Below are 21,265 nucleotides of genomic sequence, written 5' to 3'. Positions count from 1 at the left end.
AAAAAGAGCATCGCCGCCCTTTATAACGAATGGCGAGGGTCGCTGGTATCAAGCTAAGTATTACCCACCACATATAAGCCTATGAATGCATATTAAGTACTTAATAAAGTTGAGTAATAACCTAAATTCCCTTGTAAGCAGCTAAACTGTTGATTATAGTCTGTGTTACACGTAATCACTGTTAAGCCAAATGCCAACAAAGATCTATTCAACAGCCAAAATACTTATAGTGGAGGAGCAACCGCTCGCCCAAAGCTATATGAAACAATCGCTAGAAAAGCTTGGCTTTGGACAGTTACGATTTGCAGATCATGCTAACTCGGCAAAAGAGCAGTGTATAAACGAGCAATTTGATTTAATTGTATGCTCATTCAATCTAAATAAGCATCAAGATGGTTATCAGCTTTATGAGGAATTGCGAATAAAGCAGTTAATTAAAAGCTCCACTGGGTTTATTTTTATTTCTGCAGAAACAAGTGGCTCGCTTGTACATAGTGTTCTTGAATTACAACCCGATGATTTTTTGGTTAAACCATTTACAGCACAAGAGCTTAAAATACGTATAGAGCGTATTTTAAAACGTAAACGTGATTTACAAACAGTTTACAACTTTATTGATGACGGTAATGATTCCAAAGCACTTAAGTACATAAGTGCAGCATTAAATAAAAACAACAACTACAGCCCTATTTTACTGCGATTAAAAGGTGATGCCCTACTACGCCTTAATCGTAACCAAGAGGCCAAAGACTTTTTTAAGTCGGTACTCGATATCCAAAAATTTGCATGGGCTAAAGTAGGTTTAGTAGAAGCACTGATAGAAAATAATGAACATATTTTAGCCCAACGCATGCTTAAAACCATGTTAGAGCGCAACGAAACTCGTTTAATCGCGCTTGATTTATTAGGTCGTTTAGAAATAAAACTTAATCAATTTGAGCTCGCACAAGAGTTTTTAAGTCAGGCTGCGGATATTGCTCCTCTTAATATTATGCGTCAAAAGTCTTTGAGTAATGTATCGTTAATTAATCACGATTATGAAAAGAGCTATTTAACCCAAAAAGATATTGCAAGCTATGCAAAATACTCAATTCACGATAGCCCAGATATTTATTTAAATGCGGCGCGTGCCGGTATCGACTTTGCGCTAACCACAGATCAAACGGATCAAATACAACGAATTTCTCGCCAAACTAATCAATATATTAATGATTTAAAAAAGCAGTTTCCTAATAATGTAAACCAGGCGCAAATCGATGTATTAAACGCACGCCTACACTACTTAAAAGATGAACACCAAAAAGCTAAGCGACTAATAGAGCAGCTTGATGAAGATGATACACAAATTCGCTCTGTAGACGGCGCACTCGATAAAGCAAAAGCATTTCACGAACTTGGCTTTCATCAAAAAGCCCAAAATTTATTTGCCCAAATAATTACGCATTGCCAGCGTCATCCAAGTGTAAGCGACACAACCTATTTACGTTATATTCAACAACAACAAAGCGAGCGTCGTGATATTAAAATGGGGCCTAAAGAGTTAAACAACCATGCTGTGAATCAATTTAATAGAGGGCAATTAAATACGGCACTAGAAGCGTTTACTCAAGCATTTAGGGTGATGCCTCGTAATCAGAGTATCGCACTTAACTTATTACAGTGCTTGTTTGATTCGACCAAGCAACAAGGGGGGGATTCGTTTAATATGGGGCTTGCTAAAAAATGCTACGCCTTACTGAGCAAAGCTAAACTACCTGCAGATCAGGCGCAGCGTTTAAATAAAATTTTGCATAAAGCAAAAGATATGCAGCTAGATATTCAAGCCGACTAAACGCGTTAAAGCTTTTTCATTGACGCGGCATTAACGCAGTATCGCAGGCCAGTCGGTAATGGGCCATCAGGAAACACATGACCTAAGTGCGCATCGCACACATTACATACTGCTTCAATACGCTGCATCCCATGAGTGTTATCACTAATATAGGCAATAGCTTCTATTGTTGCGGGTTTTGTAAACGAAGGCCAACCCGTACCGCTATCAAACTTTTCATCTGCGTCAAACAATAAGTTATCGCAACATATACATATATACTTGCCTGGCTCTAACAATGTGCAGCTACCGGAGCTGTGCGGTCGCTCAGTGCCTTTTTTACGAGTAACGTAATAGGCATCTTCAGATAATAACTCTTGCCACTGAGCGTCGGTTTTAATAACCTTTTTCGGCGGCGTTGGATTGCCATTATTGGCAAAATTAATAACATCATTCCACTTCAACATAACAGCCTCTTTAAATGCTTGCTTAGCTATAATCGTATTTAGCTCTATTGGTTAATTATTACGTTATTACATTTGCTTAAGATCAACTTAATCAAATGTAATACTTCGTCTTTCTGAATTAGTCAGTATCTGCTGTAAAAAAGCATCTAGCTCTACTTTTGACGCAGGTAAACTAATACTAAATTGCGTTTGCTGGTAGCTGTGTACTAGCAGTTCATTATTGCGGGTTGAAAGGTGCTTAATATTTTTAATTGCTAACCACTGCGGGCCAGATTTTTTATCAAAAAATCCCGCTAAGCTAAACAATACTAAATGTTTTGCATCGCGCTTAATAAAATCATTAACTTGGTTTCGTGTTTTAAACAGTGGGGTTAATCGGTAACAACAAGAGCAAAAAACAAATACCCATAAGACAAATAAAAATATAAACCAAGGCTGCTCTGTAAGCTTTGTAGTTAGCATTAGCACACTAAGCGCCACACCTATAAACAGCACCACCACCGCTATTTTTTTATTTATAGCGTCCACTTTTAATCCTTATTAAGGCGTTTTTCTGCTGCGGCTTTTTCGGTAGGCTCAGGCCAATCATTAAAAAACACTGTTAAATAACGACTTTTAGCTAAGTACCACAGCACCCATAATACAACCACCATTTGAATCGCTAAAAATAACGAAAAATGATAATAGCTATGAGCCGCTTGAATACTTAACCAAGTTAAGTCTATTACCGCACACAAAATAAGAGGCCAGCGCATATAACGCCAAATCTTAGCTAAGCGTTCACTACTTTTATGAGACTCGCGGGGTCGACGCAAACAAAATAAAATAATTGGTACTATGGCTATAGCGCCAATGGCAATAGCAATAAAAAAATCGTTTTTAGATTTAAAAAATATCGACATCAAATCCAATTCTGGGCGTCGGCTTAACCCTGCCACTATCCAAATAAAGTAAGCTCGTAACAATACCAGCACACTTAAATGAAAGGCGATGGGTGTACGGTAACTGCCGTACTTATCCCAGTACTCTGGGCCATAGCGGCTCATAATTGATTTTTCCTATCGGCAATAGTGCCCAATATAAAAAATGCTGCTAACAAGGTAACACCTAACCACTTAGTGCCAAAAAACAATAACGCCTTAATCAGTAGCGGGCTAAGCCACACAACCACAAAACCAAATCCAAAGGCGGTGATCAATACAAAGCACAGCACTCTTACTATAAAATGACGACGTGCAACCAGCCCTTTGGTTAGCTTTATAATATCGCCTGCGTATAAAGACACTAAGCACACCATTATCAGCATAGATAAATGATATAAATAACTATGCAGCCACTGCCCTACGTTAATTAAAAGTGAATTTAATATATTTAATAAATCAGCCATTATGTTGCTCTAATAAATTAATTAAATCTTCTTCTGTCAGTACATCTATACCTAAGTCTTGTGCCTTAGTTAGTTTAGAGCCGGCCTTTTCGCCTGCTACTAACGCATCGGTTTTAGCCGACACACTACCCGACACTTTAGCACCTAACTGCTGCAAACGTGCTTTGGCGTCATTACGGTTTAATGTGTTTAAGGTACCGGTAAGCACATAAACAAGGCCAGCTAATGGCTGCTCTTGCGCTGAAGGTGGAGTAAGTTCAGGCCAATTAATACCCTGTTCTACCAGCGCATTTACAACATCTAAATTATGCTGTTCGGAAAAAAAGCTACGTACATGGGTTGCTACTATTTCGCCCACATCACTTACTTGAGTTAAACTATCAATGCTGGCATTTATTACGTTTTCAAGGGTTAAGAAATGATTAGCTATATTTTGTGTGGTTGCCTCACCCGCTTCACGAATACCCAATGAGTATAAAAACTTAGCCAACGTTGTCGCTTTAGCGTCTTGAAGCGCAGTAACCAAATTTTTAGCCGACTTTGGCCCCATACGCTCAAGCGATTCAAAATGTCCTTGCTTTAAAATAAACAAATCTGCAGGGGTTTTAATCAGCTCTCTGTCGACGAGTTGATCAACAATTTTATCGCCAAGGCCGTCAATATCGAGTGCTTTGCGCGATGCAAAGTGTTTAATCGCTTGTTTACGTTGCGCCGGGCACACTAAACCACCAGTACAACGCGCTACGGCTTCACCTTCTACTTTTTCTACATGGGAGTCACAAATTGGGCAAGTTACCGGAAACTCAATATCGCGGGCATCATCAGGGCGGCGCTCAAGTACTACTTGCGTTATTTGTGGAATTACGTCCCCTGCACGGCGAATAATTACCGTGTCGCCCACTTTTACGCCTAAGCGCGCTATTTCATCGCCATTGTGCAAGGTAGCGTTTGATACAGTAACACCACCAACAAATACCGGCTCTAAGCGTGCAACGGGTGTAATTGCTCCCGTACGCCCCACCTGAAACTCTACATCGAGTAATTTGGTTATTTCTTCTTGGGCCGGAAACTTATAGGCAATAGCCCAACGCGGAGCGCGTGCTACAAAGCCTAAACGCTCTTGTAAGGCTTTTTGATTTATTTTTATTACCACGCCATCTATTTCATATTTAAGCTCGCCACGGCGCGTTAAAATATCAGTATAATAAGCCAGTGCAGCTTGTGGGCCTTCTACTAATTTTGTTTCAGGGCAAAGTGGTAACCCCCAATCAGTCAATTTTTCTAATTGCTGATAATGATCCTCTGCAATGCTACCGTCGGCTACAAGACCTGTGCTGTAGGCATAAAACATCAGTGGGCGTTTAGCCGTAATTTTAGAGTCAAGCTGGCGCAGGCTACCTGCGGCGGCGTTGCGTGGGTTTACAAATACTTTTTCACCACGTTTTTCAGCTTCAATGTTAAACTTTTCAAAGCCTGCATTATCCATAAACACTTCGCCGCGCACTTCTAGTTCAGCAGGATAATCGCTACCTCGTAATTTAAGTGGCACATTACGAATTGTTTTAACGTTTTGAGTTACATTTTCTCCCGTCAACCCATCACCTCGGGTCGCGGCTTGCACTAGTACGCCATCACGATAAATAATCGACACAGCTAAGCCATCTAGTTTTGGCTCACAACAAAAAGTAAGCTCTTCGGTACTCATTAAACGCTCTTTTATACGGCGATTAAAGGCAATAAACTCATCTTCGCTAAAGGCGTTATCAAGCGATAACATAGGCACTTGGTGCGCTACTTGCTCAAATTTACTTAGCGCAGCACCGCCCACTTTTTGGGTTGGTGAGTCGGCAGTTATTAATTCTGGGTGCTGAGTTTCTAGTGCGCTGAGTTGTTGTAATAAACGGTCGTATTCAGCATCAGGAATACTGGGGGTATCAAGTACATAATAATTGTAACTGTGCTGTTCAAGCGTACTACGAAGATGGTTTATTTGCTCACTAATGCTGCTTGCCATTTTGACCTCAAAAAACATAAAAAAAGCCACTTTGACGAGTCAACGCCCAGTGGCTTATAAAAATTTAACCTATTGCGTTAATTACGCAGAAAATGCACGTACCTGTTCAACATATTGACGAACGCGATCTACGGTCATTTCTTCACGCTGCGCATCTAAAATTTGCGCACCAAATTCGTCGCTAAGCTTTTTAGCTGCACTGTGCAGCATATTAAATGCTGCTAAGCCATCACCTTCACACGGTAAGGTCATAAATAAGCTAACGCCTGCGGTACTAAATTGTTCCATATTATCAATATCGAAGGTACCTGGGTTATACATATTTACTAGTCTAAATAATACCGGGCCTTGGCCTGCTGGATCTAAATGACGATTAAAAAAGCCTTCCTCTGAGTATTTAAACCCTAAGGTGTTTACCGCGGGCAATAATTTACTGCCTTGCATGCTCATTCCATCTGGCATTTGAATATGCACAATCACAAAGTCTGAAACCTCTGCAGGCTCTTCGCTTGGCTCAAGGTCATGCTCTGCCTCAATTACACTAAGGTCATCTTCAATTGGCACTTCTGGCACGCTAGTATCTGTTTGCGGCTCGTTGGCATCAAAATTTAGTTCACCAAATTGTGGTTCTTCTTGCTCAAAGGCAACGCTCTGTGCGGGCTCTGCACTTGGCGAATGAGAGTGAGCTGTGTGTTGTGGTTCGACCCGCTCGTTAGCAGGTATTTCTGGGTTGTCTTTTTTTCGCACTGACCATAAACCGTGTACTAATAAGCCACCTATGACAAATACACTGATCACGATTAAAACCCATCTTAATTCTTCGGCCATCCCCTCACCTTTTTTATTTTATATGCCTAAACCTGTGTATTAGTTAAAACCTAATACGTTTAATTTAACTATGCCTGTGCAAGTTGCACAGCTTGTTCAATATCTACAGCCACTACGCGCGATACACCTGGCTCAGCCATGGTAACACCTGTTAATCTACCAGCCATTTCCATCGCAATTTTATTATGACTAATATAAATAAACTGCACCGATTGTGACATTTCTTCAACCAAACGGCAAAAACGTACCACGTTGGCATCATCTAGCGGTGCATCTACTTCATCCAGCATACAGAATGGAGCTGGATTGAGCCTGAATATAGAAAACACTAATGATAATGCGCTCAGCGCTTTTTCTCCACCACTTAACAAATGAATTGTTGAATTTTTTTTACCTGGTGGTCGTGCCATTATACTAACACCACTTTCGAGTAAATCGTCACTGGTTAATTCTAAATAAGCACTTCCACCACCAAAAACCTTTGGAAATAGCTTTGCAAAGTCTTGGTTAACTTGATCAAAGGTCGCTTTAAAGCGAGTTTTGGTTTCTATATCAATTTTACGAATAGCCCCTTCTAGGGTACTCAGCGCTTTTGTTAAGTCATCTAATTGATTATCAAGATATTCGCTGCGCGCTTTGGCTTGATCAAACTCATCAATAGCGGCTAAATTTACCGCACCTAAGCGCTCCAACTGATTAACAATATCTGCGAGTTTATTTTGTGCTGTGCTTATAATGAGTGTTTCTGGTAACTCATCAAGCACCTGCTTTAGGTTTTGCTTTAACTCTTCTAGCGGTTCAAGCGCCAACTGTGCTTTTATTAATAAACTTTGCTCTTCTATGCTTAATTTTTGATGCTGCTCTTGTAGCGCCACCAGCTCACCTTGTGAACTTTTAAGACTCGCTTGCTTCGTGCTTAAGCTCTCTTTTGCTTGGTTTAATTTATTTTGTAATGTGTTTAAGTTTTTCTCGCCTTGCGCATGCTGTTTAAGTAACTGGGCTATTTTTTCAAGTAGTTCTTGCTCGGGTATTAGCAGCTGGGTTAATTGATCGTGTAATTCTTTTGCACCCTGCTCTGCACTTAAATGCGCTTGCTCTGCATGGCTTAGTTTAGCTTGGCTTAATTGCCACTCGCTACGTGACTGTTGCTCTGCAAGCGTTGCTTGATGGGCTTGCGTTTTATATTGCTCAAGCCTAGCTAATACTTGGCTATAATTTGTATCACTGTGGGTGCGCTTGTTATTTGCAGTAGCAAGATCACTGCTTAAACTTAACTGTTGCTGCTTAAGTGTTTCAAACTGCACTGTTTGATCTTTAAGCACCCCTTTTATTTGTGCTAACTGTATAACCAATTGCTGTTGTTGCGTTTGGTACTGTTGCAATTGCTGCTGGTACTGCGCTACTTGCTCTTTTAACATATCGTTGCGCGTACTCGCTACGGCAATATTTTGAGCCAGCTGATGTATGGTTTCTTTAAGTTCACTTTGCTGCGTACTAAGCTCACTTTGCAGTGCTTTTTGCTGCTCAAGCACTTGGGCTGCGAGTTGTAACTCACCCTCTACATTTTTTAGCTGCGCTGTTTTAAGCTGCAATTGCTTGTGCTTTACCAGTAATGAGTTTTCAGCATTTCGATCTGAGCTTATATGCCAGTTCCGACCATGCAAAGCGGCGGTTTCATCCATTACGGCAATATAAAAATTATCCTCTAATGCTTTAAGTTCGCCGCTTTTACTATAAGCAATACGGCTCAATACTTCAGGGTAAACCCCCTGAGTTATAAATGCCGCTAAGCTATTTTTTACATTTGCCTGATTGCTTTTTGTTGATGCGATATGCCACACACTATTATTTGCCGACTGCTCACTTACATTTAAATGCTCAAGCGATTTAAGTGCTTGTTCAATACAGTGCTCAAACCCGTCTTTAACCTTTAATTGGTTAAATAAGGTGTTGTGGTGCTCGCTCTCATTATCTAGCCCTAATGTACTGCTTAGTCCTGCGATACTGGCTTTTAGCTCGTTAGCTTGCTGGCTAAGTTGCTGATATTGCTGCTCGGCATTGTTTAACTGCGAACTTTGCTCTAAAAGCAGCATTTGGCCTTTACTGTGCGCCGTTTGCTTAGTTGCTAACTCTTGAGTAAGCACTTGCCTTTGTTGTTTTTGAGAAGCTAACTGCTGTTCAACATCGCTACTTTTTAGGTGTGTAATTTGCTTATTTAACTGCTCACTTTGTTCATTAACGTGTTTGCTTTGCTGCTGAGTTTGCTCAATATTATTTGCTTGCATCTGCAACTTATTATTAAGTTGCTGCAGTTGCTCGCTAAGCGATTGCCAATCCTCAGTGTGTTGCTGCTTTAGCTCTAAAGCACTCTCAAGCTCTTGGCTTAACTCACTTACTTGCTCGTTGCGCATTAAGTTGTTTTCTATTGCCTGCTGCAAAGCGTGTTCTAGTTGTTCGCACACTGTTTGCTGCTGCGTTTTAAGCTCTAAACTATGCGTTTGGCGCTGCTGTAGTTTAATCTGATTTTGTTTAAGCGTTTGAATTTGTTGCTTTATGCTTATTTGTTGTTGCTCAGATCGCGTAAGCTCAGTGTGTATTACATGTTGTTGCTGTTGCGCATCACTTACGCTTTCTTGCGAGGCTTGTACTTGGGTTTCTAAGCTTGCAAGTACGTCGTCGTGACCAGAATGAGCCGTTTTAAAAAACGTAACTTGCTCATTTAATTTATTTATTTGTTGGCTTTTTTCGAGTTGTTGTTGGTGTAGTTTTTGCCATTTTAAAACGGCAATTTGCCCTTTTAACGTTCGCTCTTGCGCTTTTAACTCGCGGTATTTTTTAGCATCAACCGACTGCACCGCTAACTTAGTAAGTTGACTTTGTAACTCTTTGCGTACATCGAGTAAGCGCTCTAAGTTTTCACGGGTGCTTTTTATTCGAGTTTGCGTTTCGCGGCGGCGCTCTTTGTATTTAGATACTCCTGCGGCTTCTTCTAAAAACACCCTAAGTTCTTGCGGTTTGCTCTCTATTAAGCGCGAGATCATGCCTTGCTCAATAATGGCGTAACTACGTGGGCCAAGGCCTGTGCCCAAAAATATATCAGTAATATCGCGTTTGCGGCATTTACTGCCATTTAAAAAATACAACGACTGACCATCGCGAGTAACTAAACGCTTTATTGCAATTTGATTACGATCGGCAAAGGTATTAGGAAAGTCGCCTTTGTCGTTATCAAAAGTAAGCTCTACCGAGGCCTGCGAAATAGCTTTACGATTAGTTGAGCCATTAAAAATGACATCGGCCATGGCGTCGCCACGTAAATTTTTAGCCGAGCTTTCGCCAAGCACCCAGCGCACTGCATCAATAACATTAGACTTGCCGCAGCCATTAGGGCCTACAACACAGGTCATTTGATCAGGAAATGGAATTTTAGTTGGCTCTACAAACGATTTAAAGCCTGCCAATTTTATAGTGCTTAAGCGCATCTTTTTGTTATTACCGAATATTATTGGTTATAAACATTAACCTTGCTTTAGTTTTAAGCTTGGCGTTTAAAATTATCTAAAATAATACCGGTTGCCATAGCCACGTTCAGCGACTCAGCCTGACCAAAAGCCGGTATGGTTATTTTATCAGTTACTAATTTGGCACACGCTTCGCGTATACCGTGCGACTCACTGCCCATTAATAACACGCCTGAACCTGTAAATTGAGTGTTGTGCACATTTTCCCCGTCTAAAAAGGCACCATAAATTGGTAATTTTAATGTGGCTAAATACGCAGGCAAATCGACTTGGCTTACCGACACTCTTACAAACGAGCCCATAGTGGCACTAATTGTTTTAGGGTTGTATGCATCGGCGCTATCTGTACTGGTTACAATATGTTTAATACCGTACCAATCAGCAACTCTAATAATAGTGCCTAAATTGCCCGGATCAGATACACCATCAAGTGCTAATATTAAGCCACTGGTTTGTAGTTGTGCTGCTTGTGGCATATTTACAATAGCAATGGCGGCATTGTTACTAACCAGCGTACTTGCTTTTGTTAGCAGCTCTTCCTCAGCGCAAATAAAATTAATACCCAGATACTGTGCTTGATAGGTATTTATAAATGCCTCGGTAGCAAATATATCAACCGCCTTTAATGGGCTGTTTAATAACTCAAGTACGTTTTTTTCACCTTGTACAAGGTATTGATTAAATTGCTTGCGGTACTTTTTTTGGCCAAGTTGGCGAATAAGTTTGAGTTGGTTTTTTGAAATCATAACAGCCCCATAAAATGATGCGCACAGTATAGCAGATCTCATACCGACTTCTGAACTCGAAAAATAGCTAAAGTAGTGAGTTTGGGGTCTTAATACTATTGGCGCTGCGCTCAAAGGTTAAGTTAATCCGCATAAACATTCCTTGTATTGCCTCAACCTGCTGCGACTCTCCTAATATACACACTAACTCTTGATATAACGCGTCGCATGCATGTTTAAACCGCTGATCAACTTGACCTTTACTTGCCAGCAAAAATGCATCGGCAAGAGCATGCTGCCACAGTGCAAAATATTTTAGATCTTTACCTGCTACGTTTTCGCACACAGAGCGTAATCGCACTGCTGCGTGGCCTAAATTTAATGCGGTTAATGCCAAGTCAGTAATAGCGCGAGACTGCGAACCTTGGTCGTAATGAGTGAGTCGTAATAATCGGTCGGCCATCCGCTGGTTATACCAAACAATAGGCGCACTGTGTTTATTAATATCGAGCAGGTCTTGATGGGTTGCTTTAAAAATTCTATGCACTAATAACTGGGCGCTTGGCCCTGTAATTAAATGAAAAACCCAAAATAAAATAGCTACCCCAGTAAAAATAGCCATTGCCGCACTCAGCGTATAATCAATTGAAAATGCTCGGCTCATATCGGTACTTGGGCTCACCAAAATAGAAAACGGTATACAAAAGCCTAATCCGTAAGGCAGGGTTTCTCTATCGGCAAGTAGTAATAAACCAATAAAGTAAGGGCCAGCTAATACCAATATGAGTATTTCTAATTGCCCACCACTGTAGGCTAATAAGTTAAGTGCATAAAAAATACTGACAAAACTAGCAACCACAACTCCAATCATTATCCGCTTTAACACCACACGCAAAACAATGAGTGGAAAACGCGCTAACATAATTGAAAATATCACCGGTAAAATCATAATCATTATTGCTGCCGGCGATCCTGTGCTTACCCAAATACACGCGCCAATAAAAAACACCATAACGGTGCGAAACCCAACAATTATTGCCGCTAACGGATCACGGTAAGTTACTGTGCTAGGTGCATTTAGCAGCCTTGTATCGCGCTCTTCAAGGGCGCGATAAGCACGCAGCAACACTGTTAACTCTGTGGTTATATCAACACTAACATTGAGCATATGCGATTCAAAGGGCAGCTCACTGCTGTTATTCGCACGATATTCGGTTAACTCTCGGCGCAAGTTTTTTACTTGTTCTATGCAATCATCAACACTGTTTGCTTGCGCTATATTTGCTAAAACCTGTTTGAGCTGAGTAAATAATTGAGTCAGTAGCGGGCTCATCAATTTTGTATGGCTACGTTGTAAACGGCCAAATATTTGAATTAACGCCAGTAAAGATAATACTTTTTGCGACAGTTGATTTGCTGCACGAGCGCGCCCAGGACCTTTAGGGCCTTCGTAACGCACCGCGCTAGAATCTTCGTTAACTGCGCCTAAGGTTGCCAAAATGCCATCTATTTGCTGGTGTCGTTCTTCGTGCGAGCCTTGTATGTTTAGCTCAGTAACTAGGTAATTAAGGGTTTGGTTTATTAATGACTTTGCCTGAATTTGCAGCCCATTTTTCACTTTTACTGGCCAAAATAAATGGCTCACAATGCCGGCGCAAATTGAGCCAATTATAATTTCGCTCATACGCGATTGGGCAATACTAAATACAGCTTGGCTACTTACGGTGGTAGGGCTTGCTATTACCAGTAACACTATAATTTCGGCGGTAACCGCCGCCATAGCAAACCCATAAATAAAATTTGTTTGCCTAACCAAAGCCGATAACGTTGAGTTAATACCCAGCCACAACCCCAGTATGCCCAGTGCTAAGTAAGGGTAAGATATGAGCTGCGTTAATAGTAATATGCCAAACAAGCCGCCTATAACAGTGCCTACTATTTGGCACAGAGCTTTTTCGGCCACTAAGCCACTCTCTGGGCGTATTTGTAAAAACACCGCTGAAACTAAAGCCCAGTAAGGGCGATCTAAATTAAGAAACAAAGCAACTGTAAGCGCCATTGCCATAGCAATTACGCCTTTTAGTGCAAAAATAACAGCCTGCTTTTTAGGTAAAAACAGGTTACGCAGCACAGCCTCCATTAGCGCTCAACAAGTCGAATAGTTGCGGTCATTCCGGCACTAAGCTGAGTATCTGCAGGAAACGCGTCTAATTTAATATCCACCGGAATGCGCTGCGATAAGCGTACCCAGTTAAAGGTTTGCTGAACTTGTGGTAAACGCTGGCCATTACTTTGCGTATTAGTATTAGCAATTGCTTTACCTATACTCATTACCTGACCAGTTAAAGGTTTACCACCACTTAACAAAGCTACATTTGCGTGTTGCTTTAAATGAATAAGAGGGATTTTGGTTTCTTCAAAGTAGCCGGTTACATAAAAAGAGTCTGCTTGTACAATGGCAAATACCGACACGCCTTGAGCAACATAATTGCCTTGGCGTAAATCTAAGTTAATTATGTAACCCGACACAGGTGCAACAACTTGGGTTCTATCAAGGTTTAACTGCGCTACTGCTTGTTCTGTTTTAGCGAGTTCATAGTTTGCTTTTGCTATTTTTGTATTAATTCGCGTTGCTTCTAAACTTTCTTCACTAATTGCTTGTTGGCTGTTTAATGCTATTCGACGCTCGTATTTATGCTTAGCAAGCTCCCAGGTATATAATGCATTTTCGGTACTGGCTTTACTGCGCTCTAGCGCTGCCTGATAACGCTTAGCATCAACACTAAAAAGCAGATCCCCTTGCTTTACACTTTGCCCGTCAATCATGTTTAAATGAGTTACCCAACCAGACACATCTGGCGCTACCGTAACTATATTGGCTCTAATGCGGCCATCGCGGGTCCATGGTGTATGCATGTAATCATTCCATACCCAACGCCCTGCAAATACGGCCATAAAAATAACCAGTACTGTAACTAAAATACGTAAATATTTGGCCATTAAATTATTCTTCCACTTAATAAATATACGGTTAATGCTAAGTAACATACAAATAAAGACACCTCAAACCAGGCAACCCGCCAAATGCGATCGTGCCAATCTAAACGGTGCAAAATAAAACGACTCAGCGCTGTTAATAAAAATGCTATGGGAAAATAAACAACCAAAGGACTAAATTCTAGCCCTCCTAAAACAACAGCCTGAAGCATAAAAAGGTATCCTATTTTAGTTTTTATAAGTGGATAATTAAGCTCAGTATAGACTGAGCCTGACGAGCTTATAATAGAATGATATGTAAATAACCTAAATTCAGGTTAAATAACACCAAATTACTGCATAACGGTATTAAATAAACACGACTAAAAAATTATACTACTTTTATGGGACGCAAAAAAATAGGGCACGCTTTAAGGGTGCCCTATTCATTAGTATTTTCTTTAGTTTAATACTTATTTTTATATGCCCATAAGTGCAAAAGCTCATGCGCAATGGTTGCTGCAGCAATGGCGGTTACTTCACTTTGATCATACGCTGGCGATACTTCTACTACATCCATACCTACCATATTAATGCCTTTTAAAGCACGTAATATTTTAAGCACTTTGTCTGATGTTAAACCACCACACACGGGAGTGCCTGTACCAGGTGCAAACGCAGGATCAAGGCAATCAATATCAAAGGTTAAATAAACCGGTAAATCGCCTACTCGCGCAATTATTTGCGCAGCAATATCGTTTGCCGATAAATCGTTGGCTTGCATGGCATCAATCACTGCAAACCCATGCTTGCTTTGATCAAAGTCGGTGCGAATACCAATTTGAATACTGTGCTCTAAATCAATTAACCCTTCCATTGGTGCATGATAAAACATGGTACCGTGGTCGTAGCGTGAGCCATTACTGTAAGTATCTGTGTGGGCATCAAAGTGCACCAAAGCCATTTTGCCATGTTGTTTTTCATGCGCACGTAGCAATGGTAAAGTCACAAAATGATCGCCACCTAGCCCTAACAAGGTTTTACCTTGGCTTAATATTTTACTCGCGGCTTGTTCAAGCTGCGCCGTAAAATACTCAGCGTCGCCTACCGGATAAGTAAAGTCTCCAGCATCGGCCACTTTTAAATGCTCAAATAATGGAAACGTCCATGGATACTTAGTGCCTTCCCACGCTAAATGCACCGATGCACGACGAATCGCGTCTGGGCCTAAACGTGCACCTGGGCGGCCCGAGGTCGCCATATCAAATGGTAAACCAAGCACTACTACATCAGCGTCAATCGCGGTAATATTTTGCACCATAGGACAACGTAAAAAGGTCATCCCATTGGAATACAATGAGTGATCTGGATGATCAAACAAAGTCGACATACTTATAGCTCTTCTAAATAAGTGTAGCCATCAAGGCCATTTTGCAATTCGTCTAAAACGCTTTGCTGTTCGTGTTCTGCAATTTTGCTACTTACCAACTGCTGATACGACTGCTGAAAACTCTCAACGTCTAAATGCACGTAACGCATCATATCGGCTACTGTATCGCCTTGGTTTATTTCGGTAATGCTGGCTACGCCGTGCTCATCCATATTCACCATAGCGCTGTGCGTATCGCCAAATAAATTATGCATATCACCTAATATTTCTTGATAAGCACCCACCAAGAAAAACCCCATTAAATATGGTTTATCTGCACTAAACTCAGGTACTGGTAGTGTACTTTCAATGCCTTGACCATCAACATAATGATTAAGTGCACCGTCAGAATCACAAGTAATATCCAGTAATACTGCACGTTTTTTTGGCGCTTCGGTTAAGCCACTTAATGGCAACACCGGAAACACCTGATCAATTCCCCACGCATCTGGCAGTGATTGAAACAACGAGAAATTTACAAAAAACTTATCGGCTAAACGTGCATTAAGCTCGTCAATTATTGGCCGATGAAAACGGTTTTTGTTGTCCATGTGCTTATTAAGCTCATAACACACGCGTAAATTTGTTTGCTCAGCCCACGCACGCTGGGTTAAGTTTAGTAACCCCATTGCAAACTGATTATGTGCTTCGGCTAAATCCCCTTGGCTATCGTGATAAATCTCAATTAATGCACGGTCATCAGTTAATACATGCAATTGCTGCCACGACATCCACATATTTTTAAGTAACTGCGGGGCATCATCAGCCGGTGCTTCAATTTCTTCAGGTGTATAACTTTCAGTACCAATCACATTTGAAATAAGCACAGCATGGTGCGCGGTTAATGCCCGCCCCGACTCCGAAATAATAGTTGGAAACGGCTGTTCATACTGCTTACAAATGTCGCCTATGGTGTACACAATATTGTTAGCGTATTCAGCTAAGCTATAGTTCATTGAGTTATGTGACTGGCTACGAGTACCATCGTAGTCAACAGCTAAACCACCGCCCACATCAAGACACTCAATTTTTGCACCTAGTTTACGTAACTCGCAGTAAAAACGTGCTGCTTCGCTTACACCTAAACGTACATCACGAATATTCGCCATTTGCGAACCTAAGTGAAAATGCACCAACTGGACTAAATCAAGTTGATCCGATTCTTTCAAACGATTAACCACATGCAAAACTTGTGATGCCGATAAACCAAATTTTGATTTTTCGCCGCCACTTGCTTGCCATTTACCTTTACCTTGCGATGCCAAGCGCACGCGAATACCAATGCGTGGCTTTACATTTAATTCTTTAGCTTGGCTAAGAACCATGTCGAGTTCAGAGAGCTTTTCAAGCACTATGTATACTTTATGGCCTAGCTTTTCGCCTATTAGCGCTAAGCGTACATATTCTTTGTCTTTGTAACCGTTACATACAATCACCGCACTGGTTTTTTCAGCCAATGCAAGTACGGTTAATAACTCTGGTTTGCTACCTGCTTCTAAACCTAGTTGTTTTTTTTCTAGTTGTGCTTGGCTGGCAACAATTTCTTCAACCACTTCACGCTGTTGGTTTACTTTAATTGGGTAAACTAATAAATAATCTTTAGGGTAGCCGTAATCTGCAATCGCGGTATTAAATGCAGCACATAAGCTGTGCACACGATGATGTAATATTTGCGGAAAACGTACTAATGCAGGCAAACTTAAGCCTTTATCTTCTAGTTGCTTAGCAATGTCCGTCAGTGCAATAGTTTGCTCTGGCGCATCGGCTTTAGGGGCAACATATACATCACCTTGTTCATTAATACCAAAAAAACCTTGGCTCCAATGACGAACATTGTAGCTCGTACGAGCTTGTTCTAGTGATGTTGTTTCTTTCATTTATCTTTCTCTTTTATTTAGAAATGCCGAACTGGCTAATTGCGCGCATTAAAAGAAAAATAGCGGTTTAAGTCCAACAAGAATTTTTACTCGTAACGAGTAAATTTTAATGTTAAAAATTAGAAACAAAGTAACGCTAAAGATCATAGCGCCTCAGAGGCAGGTAACATAAAGGAAGAATCTAAATTGCGCTTAATATACGGCTTTTATTACAACTTTTGTTATTAAGGATTGCAGATATATAGCGTAAAATTAGTTGCTAAATTGCGGCTTGAAAAGCCAATATTAGCGATATTAAAATAAAAACAGGGTACAAGCTAAAGTCGGATAAACGCAGCGCCACCCGACAAATTATAGCTTATTTAATAACTCACCTAGTCCAATACTTTTATCTGATTGAGTGATGTTATATTTATATGCGTTTGAAAATAGTACTTTCCTGTTTTTTTACCCATAGCGTAAAAATCAATTATCATACGTTTAGCCTCGCCCGTAACTTCAACTGTTTTATTAATAAAATATAAATCGGGCGAAGTTCCATACTTTTTTATAAAAGCATTTACTGTTCTAGGGTGAATAGCGACACTCACATTTCTTCTATCTCTATAATCCAATTCTGTATTTAAATAGATACCACTGTTTTGAATGCCCGCCGCCTTTATTGATAACTTAAATACGCCTTTTATTCCTGCAGGAGCGACTTCTTCGGTGAGGGCAATTAAATTCATAGTGCTGGTTATATCCGAGTTAGATATAACTTTAGGTGTTGATGTACACCCACTAAGAATTAAAATAGAAATTAAAACAAAATACTTCATCTATACAACTTCCTTGTTAATCAAATTTGTGAGGCTAGCGTACTTTTACTTAAGCCTAATATTAATAATAAATGAGCTACTATAATACGCTATAAGCAACTTTATTAGTTTAAAAATATATTATGCGCCCTTAAATAAAACGTAGTATTTATTAGTCGCTTTTACCTAAACAAACACATGGCGCAAAAATAATGCCGCTAATTAGTCTTTTTTATCTATCGTTATTTCAAGCGTTTTGCTATTCCCAGCAAACCACTTCTGAACATACAAAGATCCAACAATAGGGGCAACGCCTTCATCTGGGACTTCTTTGTAACGAACACTGTTTTTTGTTTCTTTTTCGTATTCAAAAGTTACTACTTTTTTCGACATAAAATACTCCTTATACTCACATTTATACCTAGGATAATAATTTAATAGTTTTAACAAATAACTTAAAGTATTGCTACGTAATCATTTTTAAATAATCTAAAAATATTTTTCCGCTATAATTACGTATTACATTCAAGGCCGTCATACTCTTTAAAAGTGTTGGTTAATATTACCGCCCCCTTACAAGCCAAACGCGTAGAATATAAACCAATTTAAAACAATACCTTAACTAAATTAATACTTAAATGAGTACTGCTTTCAGTTTAAAAATAATGGTTATTTAACCCATAAATTTAATCTTTAATTAAAGCATCTAAGAGAGCTTGAAGTTATTATTTAAGCTGCTATATTGGAGCTATGAAAACATATGTTTTTTTATTTAATTATATTATTTGTTTGGGGAGCTTCGCCCTAAAATTCCCCGCTTAAGCGGACGCTTCTCTGCGTCCATCTGTTTCACAGAATTTACTATTAATTTTTAATTTAACTTTTAATTTAGGCCATTCTCGGCAAGCTTTCTATCGCCTAGATTAAAGTGAGATTTAAATATTACTGTGTTTTTATTATCAATATTATTTATGCGCTATTGTTTAGCGTGTGGCAAATTTGGTTATTAAATACAGTAAAAGCATAAAGTTTCTTCGTTTAGTTTTAAGCAATATAAACGAAGATCAGTAATTATTTAATCTTATTAAAGGAGGTGAATAGCCGATTGATATTGTTTCTTTAATTTTTAGTTTACTAAAAGCAGAAGTAATTAATTTGTTATTTATTAATAGGTGATGATATGTCTAAAAATGATATGAAAAAACCACAGTTATCGTTAAAAGAAAAACGTAAGTTAAAACAAGAATCGAATACAACAGAAGTAGCAAAGCCAAGGAAAAAGAGAAAGGCTTAAGTTACTTTAAGTAACGCTAACTTTTAATGTTATTAGCTATGCCTTTAATTAGGCAAATAAAGTGAGCTGCGGTGGTTATTTACGATGAAGCCGAACGTGGATCAGCCGGCTTATCGGTAGAAGGAAACTAACCCCGCTCCACTTTTAATGCGAATAATTTATAAGTAACTAACGTTTATTTTCGACAAAGTCTGGAGGTAACTTACCTTGATTGTTGTTAGGTTTTTAGTTTGTGAAAAAAGCATTTTAAATTAATCTATTATTTATTGTTTAGGTGGTGAATATGTCTAAAAATGATAAGAAAAAACCCGCTTTATCGTTAAAAGAAAAACGTAAACTGAAAGAATCAAATACTGTTGAAGTTGCAAAACCAAGAAAGAGAAAATCTAAGTAATAACAAAAAAGGGCGCCAATAATATTGGCGCCCTTTTTTATGCTCTAATATAAGCTGTATTATTTATATAAACCTTGCTCAGTAGCCATTTTTTTCGCAATTTGTGGGGCCGTCCAAAGTGATGGTAACAACACAAAAGACACTGGTACGGCGGTTACTACAATAAACGACTGCAATGCAGAAATACCACCTGAACCTATCGAAATTAATATTGCTGCCATAACTCCCATCATAATGCCCCAAAACACTCTAATGGGTGTTTGCGGATGATCGTTACCCGTCATTACCATAGATACCGAGTAGGTCATAGAGTCACCCGTGGTTGCTACAAATATTGTGGTTAAAATTAAAAACAACACCGATATAACAAAACCCATAGGCAGCTGCTCAGTAATGGCCAACAGCGCAGCGGGTAAATTTAAGCCCGCAAAGGGTTCTGAAATAACACCCGGGTTTGCTAACTCAAAAAATATTCCTGAACCACCCACTATCGTAAACCAAAAACAAGTAATAACAGGAGCAATTATTGAGATAAGCGTGATCATTTCACGAATAGTACGGCCGCGCGAAATTCGTGCAACAAACATAGCCATTAAAGGTCCGTAACCTAAAAACCAGCCCCAAAAGAATACTGTCCACCAGTCTAACCAAGCGGTATCGGCACGAAAGGTGGCCATAGGAATAAAGTTATTAATATAAAGCCCAAACGAATGAATATAGCTATCAAAAATAAAGGCTGTAGGCCCCATCAGCAAAATAAACAGCATTAACGCCACGGCTAAAATTACATTAAAGCGACTGAGTAATTGAATTCCTTTAGTAACACCACTTACGGCAGATAGAGTATAAATTGCAATTAAACTAAACAAAATGGCCACTTGAGTGGTGTAAGTATCTGGAATACCAAATAGTTTTTCTAAACCAAAGCTTACTTGCAAGCCTAAAAAGCCAATAGGGCCTACCGTGCCTGCTACTACAGCTATAACACAACACGAATCGACAATAGCACCAAATGCGCCTTTCATTACGCGATCGCCAAATACCGGATACAACAAAGTACGCGGCTTAAGCGGTAAACCTTTTTCGTAATGTAAATGCATATACACTATGCCAGTCAGGCTGCCTAAAATAGCCCAGGCTAAAAAACCCCAATGCATAAAGCTTTGCGCTAAAGCATTAAATGCAGCCTCTTTAGTGCCTGATTCACCACCAAAAATTGGCGGCGGCGAAATAAAATGTGCCATTGGCTCAGCAGCAGCCCAAAACACCCCGCCACCAGCAAGGAGTGTACACATAATAATGCTGATCCACTTAAAGGTAGTAATCTCTGGCTTTTTTAAGCCACCTAATACCACTTTCCCGGTACGTCCAAAGGCTAAAAACAACCCAATTATAAAGGTCGAAAGCAATAATATTTGCCAAAAGGCACCAAACGTTTTAGTAGAAAAAGCAAAGGCGGTATTGATCCAACCCGACATCAAATCAATATCATAAAGTGCTAGCACAGCAAATAGCACAAGGATGCCACCACTGATTAAAAATACCGGTATATCAACCCCTGCCAAATACTTTATTGTAGATGAATGCTCATCCTCATGTTGTTTTGTTACTCCAGTGGTACTCATTTATCGTCTCCTGATGGATTTTTAGTTACCGACATAGCGACATACCACAACACCCACCCTAAATACGAAATTACACAATGAAGCGACGCTAATCAAAAGGTTAAATTATCTTTCGATCTTG

General features: G+C 39.7%; 17 protein-coding genes. 1 reads left to right on the top strand and 16 read right to left on the bottom strand.

From position 1 onward, the window contains the following. Positions 1–190: 190 nt before the first annotated feature. A complete protein-coding gene (locus AAEZ18_RS14965; protein ID WP_011327774.1) occupies positions 191–1,831 on the top strand; it encodes a tetratricopeptide repeat-containing response regulator in 1,641 nt (546 codons plus the stop codon). Positions 1,832–1,836: 5 nt separating this feature from the next. Here the strand turns inward: AAEZ18_RS14965 and msrB are convergent, their stop codons facing one another. From msrB to AAEZ18_RS14885, 16 genes are all read right to left on the bottom strand, one after another. Beyond that, positions 1,837–2,277 carry a peptide-methionine (R)-S-oxide reductase MsrB gene (gene msrB, locus AAEZ18_RS14960; protein WP_089367984.1) on the bottom strand — a complete coding sequence of 147 codons (441 nt, stop codon included), beginning with the start codon at positions 2,275–2,277 and terminating at the stop codon, positions 1,837–1,839. Positions 2,278–2,364: 87 nt separating this feature from the next. Beyond that, positions 2,365–2,805 carry a hypothetical protein gene (locus AAEZ18_RS14955; RefSeq protein WP_011327772.1) on the bottom strand — a complete coding sequence of 147 codons (441 nt, stop codon included), beginning with the start codon at positions 2,803–2,805 and terminating at the stop codon, positions 2,365–2,367. A 2-nt stretch (positions 2,806–2,807) separates the two neighbouring features. Continuing rightward, positions 2,808–3,323 carry a DUF2919 domain-containing protein gene (locus tag AAEZ18_RS14950; RefSeq protein ID WP_011327771.1) on the bottom strand — a complete coding sequence of 172 codons (516 nt, stop codon included), beginning with the start codon at positions 3,321–3,323 and terminating at the stop codon, positions 2,808–2,810. Then, positions 3,320–3,664 carry a DUF3392 family protein gene (locus tag AAEZ18_RS14945; RefSeq protein WP_089367983.1) on the bottom strand — a complete coding sequence of 115 codons (345 nt, stop codon included), beginning with the start codon at positions 3,662–3,664 and terminating at the stop codon, positions 3,320–3,322. The genes AAEZ18_RS14950 and AAEZ18_RS14945 overlap by 4 nt, the downstream gene beginning before the upstream one ends. Continuing rightward, positions 3,657–5,678, bottom strand: coding sequence for an NAD-dependent DNA ligase LigA (ligA, locus tag AAEZ18_RS14940; RefSeq protein WP_089368944.1), 2,022 nt, complete (start codon positions 5,676–5,678; stop codon positions 3,657–3,659). The genes AAEZ18_RS14945 and ligA overlap by 8 nt, the downstream gene beginning before the upstream one ends. A gap of 81 nt (positions 5,679–5,759) precedes the next feature. Continuing rightward, the gene (gene zipA, locus AAEZ18_RS14935) at positions 5,760–6,506 is read right to left on the bottom strand and encodes a cell division protein ZipA (protein WP_182676852.1); all 747 of its coding nucleotides are present in this window, start codon (positions 6,504–6,506) and stop codon (positions 5,760–5,762) included. 68 nt (positions 6,507–6,574) lie between these two features. Beyond that, positions 6,575–9,988, bottom strand: a complete 3,414-nt coding sequence (locus AAEZ18_RS14930) for a chromosome segregation SMC family protein (RefSeq protein ID WP_089367981.1) — start codon at positions 9,986–9,988, stop codon at positions 6,575–6,577. A gap of 53 nt (positions 9,989–10,041) precedes the next feature. After that, positions 10,042–10,773, bottom strand: coding sequence for a TrmH family RNA methyltransferase (locus AAEZ18_RS14925; RefSeq protein ID WP_089367980.1), 732 nt, complete (start codon positions 10,771–10,773; stop codon positions 10,042–10,044). 67 nt (positions 10,774–10,840) lie between these two features. Next, positions 10,841–12,892, bottom strand: coding sequence for an FUSC family protein (locus AAEZ18_RS14920; protein WP_089367979.1), 2,052 nt, complete (start codon positions 12,890–12,892; stop codon positions 10,841–10,843). Continuing rightward, complete coding sequence (locus AAEZ18_RS14915) at positions 12,892–13,752, bottom strand: efflux RND transporter periplasmic adaptor subunit (protein ID WP_086997979.1); 861 nt, start codon at positions 13,750–13,752, stop codon at positions 12,892–12,894. Before AAEZ18_RS14915 ends, AAEZ18_RS14920 begins: the two co-directional genes overlap by 1 nt. Next, positions 13,752–13,961: a DUF1656 domain-containing protein gene (locus AAEZ18_RS14910; RefSeq protein ID WP_011327763.1), complete on the bottom strand. Its 210-nt coding sequence runs from the start codon at positions 13,959–13,961 to the stop codon at positions 13,752–13,754. The genes AAEZ18_RS14915 and AAEZ18_RS14910 overlap by 1 nt, the downstream gene beginning before the upstream one ends. A gap of 233 nt (positions 13,962–14,194) precedes the next feature. Beyond that, positions 14,195–15,118, bottom strand: a complete 924-nt coding sequence (gene speB, locus AAEZ18_RS14905; RefSeq protein ID WP_011327762.1) for an agmatinase — start codon at positions 15,116–15,118, stop codon at positions 14,195–14,197. Between the two features lie 2 nt (positions 15,119–15,120). Next, positions 15,121–17,034, bottom strand: coding sequence for a biosynthetic arginine decarboxylase (gene speA / locus AAEZ18_RS14900; protein ID WP_011327761.1), 1,914 nt, complete (start codon positions 17,032–17,034; stop codon positions 15,121–15,123). A 374-nt stretch (positions 17,035–17,408) separates the two neighbouring features. Beyond that, on the bottom strand, positions 17,409–17,852 hold the full coding sequence (locus AAEZ18_RS14895; RefSeq protein ID WP_011327760.1) for a hypothetical protein: 444 nt from the start codon (positions 17,850–17,852) through the stop codon (positions 17,409–17,411). A gap of 201 nt (positions 17,853–18,053) precedes the next feature. Then, positions 18,054–18,224, bottom strand: coding sequence for a hypothetical protein (locus AAEZ18_RS14890; RefSeq protein ID WP_167376930.1), 171 nt, complete (start codon positions 18,222–18,224; stop codon positions 18,054–18,056). 1,354 nt (positions 18,225–19,578) lie between these two features. Beyond that, positions 19,579–21,144: a BCCT family transporter gene (locus AAEZ18_RS14885; protein ID WP_089367978.1), complete on the bottom strand. Its 1,566-nt coding sequence runs from the start codon at positions 21,142–21,144 to the stop codon at positions 19,579–19,581. Positions 21,145–21,265 lie beyond the last annotated feature (121 nt).

It is taken from the genome of Pseudoalteromonas sp. 19-MNA-CIBAN-0066 (genome assembly GCF_040308705.1).
Classification (GTDB): domain Bacteria; phylum Pseudomonadota; class Gammaproteobacteria; order Enterobacterales; family Alteromonadaceae; genus Pseudoalteromonas; species Pseudoalteromonas nigrifaciens.
This window is presented reverse-complemented; position numbering and strand designations above follow the sequence as displayed.